This is a genomic window from Bacillus chungangensis (genome assembly GCF_030812995.1).
GTDB lineage: Bacteria > Bacillota > Bacilli > Bacillales > Bacillaceae_C > Bacillus_CF > Bacillus_CF chungangensis.
Genome location: NZ_JAUSTT010000002.1, coordinates 152866 through 166890 on the forward strand (window position 1 = coordinate 152866; position 14025 = coordinate 166890).

Below are 14025 nucleotides of genomic sequence, written 5' to 3' on the forward strand. Positions count from 1 at the left end.
CGCGAAGATAATGAAGATATTTCTCTTTTTCTTATCTATCCGATAATTTCAATAAATGTCCTCCATCAAAAAAATATAAATATGTTTCAAAAACCGGTTTTTTCCATATCTGTGTCAATGCTTTCTTATAAAGTGCCAGTTGAACACGATAACGATTTTCTAATACTGGTTGAGCTTGTCTAAAATCGCCTTTGAAACGTTCTTGAATATTATCTGTCTTATAATCAAGTAAGATGATCCCATGAATATCTTCGATCACACAATCGATCACGCCCTGTACAAGAATCTTATCGTCTATGTGCGTTGGCACGCCTAGAAACGGCGACAGGTTTTCCTCTTGATCATGCAGTAGTTCCTGATTGGCATACAGCGCTTCGATAGGCACTCCTAAACTAAAAGGAACTTCACGATGCACTTTTAGTGCTGTCAACATTCGTTTCCCGATGTCCGTGTCAAAAAATTGAATGATCTCGTTTGGATCGATCGACGCGATTTGTTCCGGTGTCAATAATTCCTTTCGTTCCATCTCTTCTAATAATTGGCGAATAGAAGCCTTCGTTGGTACATCCCGCAAAGAAATATGCTGCATGACACTATGCATCACCGTTCCACGTTCAGCTGGAGAAAGCTTCTTAGCTTGCATAAAACGAGGCCGTTGGTAAATTGGCTTTTCAAAAGAGCGGACAAGCTCTGTACTGCTCGCATCGTCCCGGGCCTCAAATAATCTTTTTATTTCAGAGACAGACTGTTTAGAGCGCATTTTTGCCTCTTCGATAAATGGATATTGCCATGTTAAACGAGCATATATTTCCGCTTTATTCTCTGATTCCTTCGCAACTGCCTTCCCTAAGCGCACCTCTTCCATCCAGTCAGCGTCATCTTCTCTTGTTTCGGTTTCAGACATTTCGAACGCAGATGATGGAAAAACCTCAACTTGCCATGAGGACGCATGCGCAACAATTTCCTCCTTGACTAGCGGTGTTAAAGGAACATTCTCATCTTGCATTAAATAACAATCTTGATGACGAACAAGTGCTGGGCCCAGCCAGTCTAAATAAGATCTGGCTTTATAGCGTGTGTAATCATATAAAAGCCAATCTGATTGCTTCTTGGCTCTTGACCATTGACTTTTTGCCTTTTCCATATTTTTTACACTGGCTATGAGATATAGTTTTTCTTTCGCCCGTGTCATCGCAACATAGAATACACGCATTTCTTCCGCTAGCATTTCCAACGCTTGTTTCCGTTTAAAAGCAAGCTGCGGAAGAGATGGATACGTAATGCGCTTTTCAGGATTCACATATTTACTAGCGAAACCGTACTCTTTATCTAATAAATAAGCATTATTTAAATCCATCATATTAAATTTACGGCCAAGTCCAGCAATAAAAACAACTGGAAATTCTAATCCTTTACTAGAGTGTATGGTAATTAGCCGTACAACATCCTCTTGTTCACTTAAAGCACGAGCAACCCCTAAATCACTTCCTCGCTCCCGCATTCTTTCAATAAAACGAAGAAAGCGAAATAACCCTCGGAATGAAGTTGCTTCATATTGTCGTGCCCGATCATATAAAGCGCGTAAATTAGCCTGTCTCTGCTTTCCTCCTGGCAGACCGCCTACAAAATCGTAAAATCGTGTATCCCGATATAGCTGCCAAATCAATGAAGACAGTGCACCTTCTTTCGCTAAATCACGCCATTCATCAAGAAGCTCAAAGAAAAGGACTACCTTTTCGTACAAGTTATTCTGTTCATTCGCAGGTGTCTGTTCTAAAAATCGTTTAAGCGCTTCGTAGTAAGTTGCCTGCCGAGAATGCAAACGAATCGTTGCCAGATCCTCTTCATCTAATCCAACAATCGGAGAACGCAAAACAGCTGCCAACGGAATATCTTGATAAGGATTGTCAATCACTTGTAATAATGACAGCATAATAGAAACTTCAGTTGCATCAAAATATCCTGTTGATAAATTAGCATAAGCGGGAATGCCTTCATGTCTCAATTCTTCCATTATTTGCGGCGTCCAAGCCATCGAACGCAATAAAATGACGATATCTTTATATTGAATCGGCCGGAAGCTATTCGTTTTTGGCTGATAAATCGGTGTTTTTTCAGCTATCAAACGTTTAATCTTGTTTGCAATATATCTTGCCTCCAACTGAGACTGTTCAAGCTCCTGTTTATGAAAGTCAGTTGCTTCGCTTGTTTCAAAATCATTCGCCTCTATTACATCATCCGCTTGATCAATCAACGCTACTTCAATTGGATATGGTTCCGTCTCAGGATAAGCAGCGCCTTTGACGAGCTCGGCATCTTGGTCATAAGCCATTTCACCAACATTTTCACCCATTAACTGTTTAAAAATATAGTTAGTGCCAGCTAATACTTCTGAACGGCTGCGAAAGTTTTTAGATAAGTCAATGCGAAGTCCAGTCTGATCACCTTCACTGTTAAAGCGGCGGTACTTCGTTAAAAATAGATTCGGCTCTGCCAAACGAAAACGATAAATCGATTGTTTGACATCGCCAACCATAAATAAATTTCCATCTGTCTCACTGTCAGCCGTTACAAGCTGCAAAATCGTTTCTTGCACCAAATTTACATCCTGATACTCATCGACAAGTACTTCGGTAAATAGCTCCCGATAACTAAGTGCTGCATCAGAAGGCTGAATATGCGCAGACGATTGATTCATATCAGCAAGAATTTCCAAGGTATAATGTTCTAAATCTGCATAGTCAACAATCCCTTTTTCGATTTTCATTTCTTGAAAACGAACCGCAAATTTTTTGACGAGCATCACTAATGATGCCAATACCTCTTTCATTTCCTGCATATCCTGTAAAAACCCTTCAGGACTCCGAGAAAAGAGTTCTTTTTTCAATTTCTCCAGCATTGCCTTGGCATTCTTGCGCAATTGATCGGCTTCCTTCACTAAAGCTTGATCAAATGCATCTCCTCGACACGCTTTTGCTCTCGAAAAAGACCATTTGTTCATTTCTTTATAGAACGCTTGCCATGACTCCTCCTTAGCACGGTGGAGCTTTTCAATAATAGCAAGATCATCTAAATAATTTTCAGCCCGCGGCGCCGGGCCGCTTGGAAGCTGCGCCATCTCATATGCTTCTTCCAATAGTGCTTTCGCACCATCAAGCTGCAATTGAATATCAAGGTGCAGCCCTTCCATAAAAGGCAGATCTTCGATGTTCATCGTTTCATCAACATCATACATTTCCACAAGCTTGTCCAACCATTTGTCCGGCTGTGGATGGGAACGGGAAAAATCGTATAAACGATGAATCAAATCCTCGAGTGCTGCATCACTTCTATCATTTGTAAATGTATCAACAAGGCGATAAAAAGCTTGATGATCCTCCGCCCCATATTCTTCCTCTAATACATCGTCTAATACTTCGTCGCGCAGCAAAGCTATTTCCGTATCATCTGCAATTCGGAAACCCGGATCAATATGAAGCAAATAATAATATTTCCGAATGACATTGAGACAAAAGGAATGCAAAGTTGATATCATTGCTTTATTTAGTAAGCCAAGCTGCCTGCGCAGATGGTGAGAATCAGACTGTTTTCTGATTGCAGCTTCCAAAGCTTCCCCAATGCGATGACGCATTTCTGCTGCTGAAGCATTCGTGAATGTCACCACTAATAAACGATCAATATCAAGAGGATGGTCTTCATCCAGTATTTTTTCAATGATGCGATTAACAAGTACAGCAGTCTTCCCAGAACCAGCGGCAGCAGCAACTAAAATATCTTGACCTTTAGCTTTGATTGCTTTCCACTGGCCATCCGTCCAGGCGGCGTCCTTCTGTTTAGCTGGAATAACCGTCTTCATGATCCATTTCCTCCTTTCGCATCCGCTCCAGAATGTCAGCTTCATTTTGAGGAGAAATCATCCGAAAATGATTTTCTTCTAATGATTGATCAAATTGACATACAGGCTGATAAGCACAAAACTGACAAGGTGTTCTGTTTTGCAGACGATATGGGGAAATATCAGCCACTCCCGATACAATATCGTTTCCAGCCTTTTCATACAGCTTTCTCACATAGCCTCTTATCGCAGTAAAATCTTCTTCTGCCACCACTCGTGAACGAGCTGTAAATGTCCCGTCTTTTTTCAAGCCTGCAGATACAACATGCGAAGAGCCATTTTCTAATGTTTTATCCATCAGTTTCACGACCTCTTCATTTTGAAGCAATAGTCCTTTCATCTTGAAGCTTTTCATGATTTCATCTTCAATTTCATCCATTGTCAACAACTGATTGCTTTTCACAATCGGATGGTGAAGATGGAAATATAAAACACCTGCAGGAGAAGCCTCTGTTCCAACTAGGATGTTTGCATGGGTAATAACCATGTCTAAATAAGTGAGCATTTGTAAAGAAATCCCATAATATATTTCTGTTACATCTACCTCTCTTGTACTTGATTTAAAATCAATCACACGCAAATATGTTCCTTGTTCATTTTTAGCTTGATCGACACGATCAATCCTGCCTCTCAGTTTCATAGTTGCACCATTTTTCAATCTAAAATGAAATGGGGGCAATGTCCCATTTGGGCCAAAATCAACTTCCATTCCAATTGGATGAAAACCACTCACTTTCGCATGCTCGCTTAAAACTTGAGACGCTTTCCGAACAATTTGTTCGAGCTTATAGGTCACATACCGATATCGATTCGAGCTTAGTAAGATCGGCAGCTTTGGTGCTAAAAAAGTAATTGCTTCTTTTGCCAAATATGTGCATTGATCCTTTGTAAGCGACGCCCATGCTATTTTTCTTTTATCTACTTCTTTCCCAATCCATTCAAGCGCACTATGGAAAAGCTCGCCAATATCTGGTGCAGCAAGACGATAGATTTCTCTTTCTCGCAGCTGTAGTCCATAGGTTGCAAAATGGGAGAATGGACAGCTATGAAAAAGCTCCATCCTCGACACGCTCGCTAGAATGTCATCTCCATATAATGCTTTACTCGTTGACGGTGCAATTTTTTTGGCTTTATTTTGATAAAACAAGCTGGAGAACACGTTCATTGAGCGCCGTTTCCACTCTGGATTTTCGAGGTAAAAATTATACACATCCCACCAAAAATCAGCAACAGGATATCGGCGTTTCTTTAATTGAAGCTGGGCAGATACGTATGCAATCGCTGCATTAGGATGTGAGATATAGTCAAGCTGATCATGCTCCATTAATTCTGCAGGATCATTTGCCGCTATCTTCTCTTTCATCATCGGGAACAGCTCCTTCACTCTTTGGATATAAGGAGAAGGCAGCAAAGCATTTCCCTCTTCATCTGCCAATGGATAAGAAAAATACATAAGCTCTGATGCAATTGTAAAAGCACAGTATGCAATAAACGCTTCATCTAATAGTTTCATTTTACTACTTGGCGCAATTGATAAGCCTTTATGAATTAGGAGGCTGCGATCATCGTCAGCCAAAACACCGTCATCCATCATCTTAGCAGGCAGAACACCATCATTTATCCCAATAACAAACGCAGCCTTAATATTGGAAAGCCGCGATTTTTCCAAATCAGCTACGAGCACTTGATCTAGGGCAGGCGGCACGAGCGAAAATTTGAGTGATTCAAGGCCTGCGTCAAGAAAAAGGGCAAAATCCTGAAATGAAATTATTTCATCTCCAAGCACTTCTACATATTGATCTAGTAAATCAACAATTGCGTTCCATGCTTGGCTATGCTCTCTAGCTGCCAGGAGCCTGCCTTCTTTTTCAGCAGTTTCCTGCAATGCCTCGAGCTTGGCTGGAATGTCTAAAGTTTCTAAAAAAGTAAACAGTACCTCGCATACATCACGGACAGTCTTGGCTTTTTTCACTTGAGAGGCAAATCGTAAAATCGGCTCTGCAGCCATTTGCCGCAATTCATTGATCGTCTCTTCTTTTTGCTTTTCTTCATCTGTTTGAACACCTTCGTTTAAAGAAAGACCGCGAAACCGCCGATAGTGCCATTTTTCTTTTTTAACCCAGTGGTCTCCTTTTATCCCATATGCGAGCACATAGTTTTCAAGCTGATCCATTTTTTCTCGCAATTCTTTACTATTACTAGATAATGGGAAAAGAAGACCTGTTTTAATCGCTCGAAAAATAGGTTCATAGCGCCAATGACTATTAATGATTTCTAATGTAGAGCGAATGAATTCAATCAGTGGATGATGGAACATAGGACGCTTTTGATCAATAAATAATGGAATGTCATAATCATAAAAAATCGTTTCCAAAAAGTGATAATAATCATTTCCATTTCGTACCAATATCGCTATTTCCTTATAGCGATAGCCTTTTGTTCTCACTAATTCACGAATTTCCCGGGCAATTGCTTCGACTTCTGCACGCCTATTGCTTGCTTGCTGCAAATAAACTGCTGCGGCCCCTTTATATACTTGAACAGGCCTTGTTTCAAGTTGCGATTCTAAATGCCGCAAACTCCCATGAGAGAAACGAAACGGCTGATTTAAACACAGATCAGCTTCAATCTTCACTCCATTACGCTTTGCCATTTCTACTAAAATAGCATTTGTTTCCCCAGTCATACGAAATAAGTGCAAGTCATCAGGAACAGTACTGTGAAAAGGCTGGTCAAGGGTTAGAGCAAAAGAAAGACGTTTACTTGTTTGCATCAGCCTTTCAATAATCATATATTCTTGCGGTGTAAAGCTGTAAAAACCATCTATAAATATTTCCGCATCCTGTAAATATGAAGACTTCGGAATCGCTTCAGCAAGCAAGCGCAAATAATCATTGGCATCTATGTATTTTCCAAACAATCTTGCTTCAAATTCACGATAGATTACTCCAAGATCATGCAATTTATCGGCAAGTGCCCGAGATCCAGCCTTCTTCTCCAATTCTTGTTGTTTTTCTAGCAGCTGTTCGGGCGTTATACAATAATGTTTAAAATCTGTAAACATCTCTTCTACTTGTTCCATAAAGCCAGGTTTATCGATTGCTCGTCCAAATATTGTTAATTCTCCTTTTTTATCTTCTACCACTTTGCGAATGAGCATATTTAAACCAGCACTAGATAAATGAATACGCCCAAGACCGCCTGTCTCTTGTAAAACACGCCAAGCCAAACGGGGGAAGCTAAATACTTGAGCACGGATCATCCCAGCTAACGATTGTTGTTGAATGAAGCGAGTTTCCGACAAAAACGTCATCTGATCGGGAACTAAATAAATAATGGGGGAACCGCTTGGGTCTTGATGAAGTTTATCCCTCATTTCTTCTAAAAATATAGCGGTTTTTCCTGTACCAGCCCGACCAATAACAAAGCGAACAGACATGCAAACTCTGCTGAAAATCCAAGTGGGATGCATTCTCCCTCTTGTATCAGCAGACGCACCTCCTTTCTATTTAACTATGTAATTTTTTAACGATTGGCGAGCAACTTTTTAATATCATCATACCACAAAAATAGAACGAATGTTCCATCCAATCTTACCCTTTAGAAGCGTAAATCAAACTAATTTCCTCTTATACATGTACTTCTTGTCTAGTTTATACTTTTTTTTTAATGGCGGAAACTTTTTTATGATGTTTATAACAAAGCATTGGTTTGCATTCATTGACTAATAATCTATAAGGGGGTACATTTTTTAGACGTGAAGACAACTCATAGGTAAGGACCATGCGTTTCGGTCTTTTGATTCATAAGAAGCTTACTATTATTATTTGAATGCTATGACCCTCCCTATAACAGGGGAGAACACAGCATTCAATCGCTACATCATCATTCCACCATCGACATGAAGAACCGTTCCATTTACATAATCAGCCTCATCTGACGCCAAATATAAATAGGCATTTGCGATATCTGCTGGTTTCCCTAATCGCTGCATCGGCACCGCTGCTTTTAATTGTTGAATGACTTTATCAGGGACACCCGCTACCATGCTCGTTTCGGTAAACCCTGGTGCGACAGCATTTACGTTGATGCCCTTTCGGCCGAGCTCCTTCGCCCACGTTTTTGTCATACCGACAATTGCTGCTTTTGCAGCCGCATAATTTGTTTGTCCAACATTGCCATAAATTCCACTGACAGAGGACGTGTTAATGATCTTTCCTCTCCCTTTCGCGATCATATGAGGAGTAACTGCTTGTGTACAATGAAATACACCGGTTATATTAACATCGAGTACCTTTTGAAAGTCCTCTTCTGTCATTTTCACGAGCATTGCATCTTTTGTAATACCAGCGTTATTAACAAGGACATCCACAGCCCCATACACTGACAAAACCTGTTGCACCATTTTATCTACGCTTGCTCGTTTTGCAACATCAACGGGAAAAAATATTGTTTCATATCCAGCTGCTTGCAAATGTTTTGTACTGCTCTTCCCTTGAACTTGATCGACATCAGCAAGCACGACTTTCGCACCTTCTTCAGCAAACCGCTTGGCAGCTGCAAAACCAATACCATTAGCGGCTCCTGTAATGATTGTCACTTTATCTTTTAATCTCATGACTTTTTCCCTCCTTTTTCTATATACCATTCAAGAAAATGGAATTGTTCTCCAGCTCTCATTGAAAATATGCTAGATGCTATCCCAATAGAAAAATCAAGCAGCAAACACTGAATTAATGTCACTTTTGTCTTTATTTTACACTTATTTTAGGTAATATTTTGCACATGAAACTTTAAAATAACAGCTATTCTTCACGAAAATCTACTTAAGCTTAATGAAAATTTACAAATAGAGGTGAATTAATAATGGAAAATATTAAACAAAAAAACCTTTAGTACTTCTATTAATGATAATATATTTTTCTAGGAACTATTTCTTTTTTATGTGGGATGTTATTCAAGATAAATCAGATACACATTTATAAATCCAGTAGAATGCTTCTTATTATCTGAATTCTACTGGATAAGTCATATTACATTTCTCTCCAAAATTGTTCCGGATTATCGATAATCACATTTTCATACTCACAAACAATTTCCTTCATTCCTACCGGCTCATCAAAATCAACAGCATACCATGGATTCATATCGGGAGGGCCAAGACTTACCTTCAATTTCTTATCCGTTATATCAAATATCATACTTCTAAGCGTGCCCATTCCACTTGAATAAAAGTGGCAGCATGGGCCAAAGGGATACTTCGTTGAAAGTAAGTTTCTAATCTTTTCATCATCAAGGTTTGGTGATTCCCGCAATAAAGTATTCCAGACAGCGGAATAACGCATTTCCGAGTGCCAAAAATGATGTTCATCGAATTCTTCCATTTCGTGACTCACATAGTGATTGGTAGAAACGATTAGGCCTCCCACCGGTTTACGTACGGCAATTCTTTTCTTGTGTTCAGAAAAGCTGGCAATTTCGAAGATGGATACATTATTAGAGGCATCTGCCACCAGAATATTCGCATTAGTGCATAAAGGCATCTCTTCAAGCAGGCATTGAGCTTCATATACATCTTTGCATCGATCTAAAATTGCCCGAATGGCGATCCAGAACTCACATCCATACCCTGCCAGAGGTTTTAAATATGCGGTACTCGACATGGAAACCACGAGTCCGTATTCATTCATACCATCCATTCGACCTGCATTTTGCAACGAGAAACCCATATGTTTTGGTTTTCCCTTTACACGGGTAATACACAAACTTCTCTCATCCCTTACAAAATACTCATAACTCCTGCCAACGTAAAAATGTCCATCACTTGTATTTGAAGGAAGAATAGCGAATTGACAGCAATTCGGTGAGTCATGGAACGAGTTGGCGTAGCAGAGGATCTTTTCAGCTTCGATATTTACTTCATCTGCAAATCCCTGTATTTCATCTGTAAACCCGGGGCATATTTTATCAATCATCATCATTCTTTTATGAGCCTCTGCCGCAGGGAGAAAATCCCGCCCTTCCAAAGGATTGATATAGTAGGCAATATCCTCCGGATAATGTTTCTTAAATGTAATCGCTCGTTGTTTCCCTACCTCATAGTGTGTTCCTTCTGTGACATGAATATCAAAAATCATCGGTTCTTTTTGATCGTTATTTTCCATGATAATCAACCTTTCCATCTAAGTTTATTAGATTTAATTTTTTAAAACTATTCTGAAGTATAAAATAACAAAAATTGATAAAATATTTGCTAAAGTTACATCAAAATCAAAAATAATACCTTTTCATCGTATTCTATCCCTTCTTTTTATTCTCCTTCCAATATTATCAAATTAAAAATTTAAAAGAAAACAAATTTATAAAGTATTTTCAATTAACCACTGCCATAAGGAATACTGCCTGATTGTATAATAGGTGACTAGAGTTTTAATCTTATTATGATAATATCCAAACCTGTGAACTACTCACCACTTATCGGCCTTGCGGTCTGATTGAAGTGGGAGAATTCTTTTCGGAAATCCACTTAAAAAAGCAAGCGCTTTCATTTTTTTTGCTTTTTTAACTAGAAAAAAAACAGTCCCACATGCATCATTGCGAAACTGTTTTTAGGAAAGTTCAAAATAGCTTTCAGAGCGAAGACTAGTTAAAAACGAAAGCCAAATTCCTGTATAGGCCAATAACGAAGATTCACCTTCCCTACAACACTGTCAAGGTCAAAAAAACCTAAGTGGCGGCTATCTGTACTTTTTAGGCGATTATCACCAATGACAAATATCTTTCCCTCTGGTACTCTGTCTTCACCAGTTAATTCAAAGAGTGTAAAATCACCAGTCAATTTTTCTCCATGAAGCTGCTGTTTTTGTTTTTCAAGATACGGTTCTTCGACTTTAGTTCCATTTATATACAAAACATCATCCTTATACTCAATCGTATCTCCTGGTAATCCAATTACTCTTTTTACATAATCATCTTTATCATTCGCATGAAAAACGATGACTTCAAAGCGTTTTAGTTTTGCTGGTTGATAGCCTATTTTATTAATAAAGAGTTTATTCCCATCGTGGAGTGTAGGATCCATTGACTGTCCTTTCACTTGATAATTAGTAAAGAAAAATGTTTGAATAACAACAAAAATGATAAGAGTAATCACGATTGCTTTTAACCATTCAAAGCCTTCCTTTTTCCAATTTTCATCCATGCAACATTCCTCCTAACTAGTTTATACTGTGTAAAAAATTTCAACGCTGTAGAAAAGTCCCTGTTCACCAAAGAACAGGGACTTAAACTTGTCTTGTTCATCAACACAATTGGCTACATCATCAGCATAACAAAATTTCTTAACTTGCTATTTTACAGATATGTTACAAACCAATCTTTGATATATTCTAAACGCTTGATTCTTAGTGTCGGTTTTCCACTTCTTGATAGTTCGTGATTTGATTCTGGAAAGCGAATAAATTTTGTCTCTTTCTTTTGCTGCTTTAAACGAATAAACAGCTGTTCAGCTTGTTCAACTGGACAACGATAGTCTTTTTCACCGTGTAAAATTAATAACGGCGTTTCTATTTGATCAGCATAAGCTAACGGTGAATGCTTCCATAAAGTATCAAGATCGGTTAAATCAGCAAGAATTTGCCACTCTGTGAAGTAATAGCCGATATCACTAACCCCATAGAAACTAATCCAATTAGAGATTGAACGTTGTGTCACTGCAGCTTTAAAGCGATTTGTATGACCGACAATCCAATTCGTCATAAATCCGCCATAACTGCCGCCTGTAACACCTAAGCGATCTTCATCAATAAAATCATAATTTCTAAGGGCATAATCTACTGCACACATCAAGTCTTGATAATCATTGCCGCCATAATCACCGCGAACAGCATTAACAAATTTTTGCCCATAACCATGGCTGCCACGTGGATTCACATATAGAACTGCATATCCCTTTGCAGCTAACGTTTGAAATTCATGAAAATACGTATTAGCATACATCGCATGTGGGCCGCCATGAACTTCTAATATGAGCGGATATTTTTTTCCTTCTTCAAAACCGATTGGCTTCATAAGCCAGCCATGAACTTCCCATCCCTCTGCACCTTCGAAGCGAAGCTCTTCTGGGGCAGATAATTCTTTTTTCGCTAAAAATGCTTCATTCACATTCGTCAACTGCTCTAGTTCCCCAGTTGATATGTTTAAATGATATAATTCACCAGGCTCAGTTGGCTTGCTTATCGCAACGATCGCTTCAGAACCATCTTTTGCAAGTGAAAAGCCGTAAACATGTTGTTTATCCAATAAAGCTGGATACAATTCACCAGATATATTTCCATAGTAAATAGCCGTACTGCCTTGATCTGTCACAAGAAAGTAAAAGCTTTCGTTATCCGCTGCCCACTGTACACCTTGCGTCACTGCTCCTTGTTGAAAATCGCCAATCGCATAGTCGCCAATCGGAGCATCTAAATCGCTTGTCGTACATTGCATTGTTTGCTCTTTGAGGTCATAAATCCAAATCTTCGTATGAGTAGCATTTTTAAACTCGCGCTCACTTCCAATTAAAGACACGTAGCGGCTATTCGGCGACCAAGTTGCTTCACCGAACGAGCCTGTTCCTGTTGTGAGCTTTTTTGCTTTTGCTGTTGCAAATTCGTATAAATATACATCAGACATAAATGAAAAATCTGTATCCTCTGAGAGATCTGCAGTATATACAAGATACTTTCCATCTGGAGACCATGATTGAAGTTGGAAGTGATGGTCTCCCTCTGTCACTTGTGTCAACTCATCTGTTTCCAGATTGTAAATCCCAATTTGGGAACGATTGTCCAAATTAAGAAATCCGCCGGCATCTGATTTATATTTCATTTTTTCTACTTCTAATGGCTTTAATTCATTGTCTTGCTGCTCTTTCGTCTCTACATCATGAATTGTTTCATTCTTTCCAATCGTCACTGAAAAAGCTATTTTTTCTCCACATGGAGACCAAACTGGATTTGCCGCACCATGTTTGCAATAGGTAACTTGCTTTGCTTCTCCGCCCATAGTAGGTAATACATAAATTTGTGGTTTCCCATTTCTTGTCGAAACAAAAGCGAGCTGTTTTCCATCTGGAGACCAGCGGGGACTATTAGTTTGATAATCTCCATAAGTCCATTGCGACACTTTTTTATCTTCCGAGCTTATGTAAAATAAATTAGATACATATTCATTTTTTTCCTTGTCAATATGGGTTTGGACATAGACTGTGCCTTTCCCATCTGGGGATAAGCGAGGGTCGACGACAGATTTTAATTCATATAAATCTTCCGGTTGCAAACCTTTTTTCTCCATTATGATCACCTTTCTTTTTTGAATCGCGCTTCTAAAAAGTTTAGCATTTTTATGTATCCATCGTGTACTTCTTTCTTTATATGATACTTTTCAAAAGCGCTGGAAATGAAGTCATTCGTATCTGCCTTCTATGCGGATCATGTAACTTCTTCTTTACATATATTTCGACACCCAAAATAAATTTTCCTGCTGTTTTAGAAAAAAATCATCTTCTTCAATATGTTCAAAATTCTTACTAGTTACTCAACTAAAACCCAATCAAAAACGAAACATCCTCTAGAAAGAAGGAAACGTTTATTTGGGATAAATTGGCACGTTCATTAAGTTGATAAGTTTTCTTTATATGACTTAAAATGATAGAACAAACGTTCTTTCAGGGAAGGAAATAACTAAAGATGTTAAGGATACCGGAAAAAGATCAAAAAATTTTAGAGCAAGCCATTTATTTGCCCCTTGTTCTTACTGTTTTAAACCGAGATTTACTTATGATAGAAAGAGTTCCATTCAAATTAAAACAACCATATGTAGACTTAATAGAAGCAGCGATTATTACGATTCAAAAAGAACTAGCAAAAATAAAACGCTATATGAAAGAAGAACAGATGAAAGTAAAACACATTAAATCTAGTGGAACATTTACGATATATTTATTTTTCTATAAAGGCTATCAAGAGCAGCAGCATTATTTTAATCCCCGTCTTCGCAACCGTACTGAAGAAATAATGCGATATTATTTATATGAACGATTCTCTACTCATGACACTACTTGATGGCAGATTGACTTCAAAAAGTTT

Annotated in this window: 7 protein-coding genes; 1 reads left to right on the forward strand and 6 read right to left on the reverse strand. The window is 38.6% G+C overall.

Annotation, left to right across the window (positions count from 1 at the left end):
- Positions 1 to 31: 31 nt before the first annotated feature.
- From addA to J2S08_RS02700, 6 genes are all read right to left on the reverse strand, one after another.
- Positions 32 to 3856 carry a helicase-exonuclease AddAB subunit AddA gene (addA, locus tag J2S08_RS02675; RefSeq protein ID WP_307226406.1) on the reverse strand — a complete coding sequence of 1275 codons (3825 nt, stop codon included), beginning with the start codon at positions 3854 to 3856 and terminating at the stop codon, positions 32 to 34.
- Positions 3834 to 7334, reverse strand: a complete 3501-nt coding sequence (gene addB / locus J2S08_RS02680) for a helicase-exonuclease AddAB subunit AddB (protein ID WP_307226408.1) — start codon at positions 7332 to 7334, stop codon at positions 3834 to 3836. The genes addA and addB overlap by 23 nt, the downstream gene beginning before the upstream one ends.
- Before the next feature lie 438 nt (positions 7335 to 7772).
- On the reverse strand, positions 7773 to 8513 hold the full coding sequence (gene fabG / locus J2S08_RS02685) for a 3-oxoacyl-ACP reductase FabG (protein ID WP_307226410.1): 741 nt from the start codon (positions 8511 to 8513) through the stop codon (positions 7773 to 7775).
- A 415-nt stretch (positions 8514 to 8928) separates the two neighbouring features.
- Positions 8929 to 10059 carry a C45 family autoproteolytic acyltransferase/hydolase gene (locus J2S08_RS02690; RefSeq protein WP_307226412.1) on the reverse strand — a complete coding sequence of 377 codons (1131 nt, stop codon included), beginning with the start codon at positions 10057 to 10059 and terminating at the stop codon, positions 8929 to 8931.
- 482 nt (positions 10060 to 10541) lie between these two features.
- Positions 10542 to 11096, reverse strand: a complete 555-nt coding sequence (lepB, locus tag J2S08_RS02695) for a signal peptidase I (protein WP_307226414.1) — start codon at positions 11094 to 11096, stop codon at positions 10542 to 10544.
- A gap of 152 nt (positions 11097 to 11248) precedes the next feature.
- On the reverse strand, positions 11249 to 13234 hold the full coding sequence (locus J2S08_RS02700; protein WP_307226590.1) for a S9 family peptidase: 1986 nt from the start codon (positions 13232 to 13234) through the stop codon (positions 11249 to 11251).
- A 392-nt stretch (positions 13235 to 13626) separates the two neighbouring features.
- Between J2S08_RS02700 and J2S08_RS02705 the strand changes: the two genes are divergently transcribed.
- Positions 13627 to 14001, forward strand: a complete 375-nt coding sequence (locus J2S08_RS02705) for a hypothetical protein (protein ID WP_307226417.1) — start codon at positions 13627 to 13629, stop codon at positions 13999 to 14001.
- The last annotated feature ends 24 nt before the right edge of the window (positions 14002 to 14025 follow it).

What these genes read in the sequence shown, in the direction of transcription:
- addA (WP_307226406.1), bottom strand. Translation starts at nt 3,856, where the DNA reads ATGAAGACGGTTATTCCAGCTAAACAGAAGGACGCCGCCTGGACGGAT.
- addB (WP_307226408.1), bottom strand. Translation starts at nt 7,334, where the DNA reads ATGTCTGTTCGCTTTGTTATTGGTCGGGCTGGTACAGGAAAAACCGCT.
- fabG (WP_307226410.1), bottom strand. Translation starts at nt 8,513, where the DNA reads ATGAGATTAAAAGATAAAGTGACAATCATTACAGGAGCCGCTAATGGT.
- J2S08_RS02690 (WP_307226412.1), bottom strand. Translation starts at nt 10,059, where the DNA reads ATGGAAAATAACGATCAAAAAGAACCGATGATTTTTGATATTCATGTC.
- lepB (WP_307226414.1), bottom strand. Translation starts at nt 11,096, where the DNA reads ATGGATGAAAATTGGAAAAAGGAAGGCTTTGAATGGTTAAAAGCAATC.
- J2S08_RS02705 (WP_307226417.1), top strand. Translation starts at nt 13,627, where the DNA reads ATGTTAAGGATACCGGAAAAAGATCAAAAAATTTTAGAGCAAGCCATT.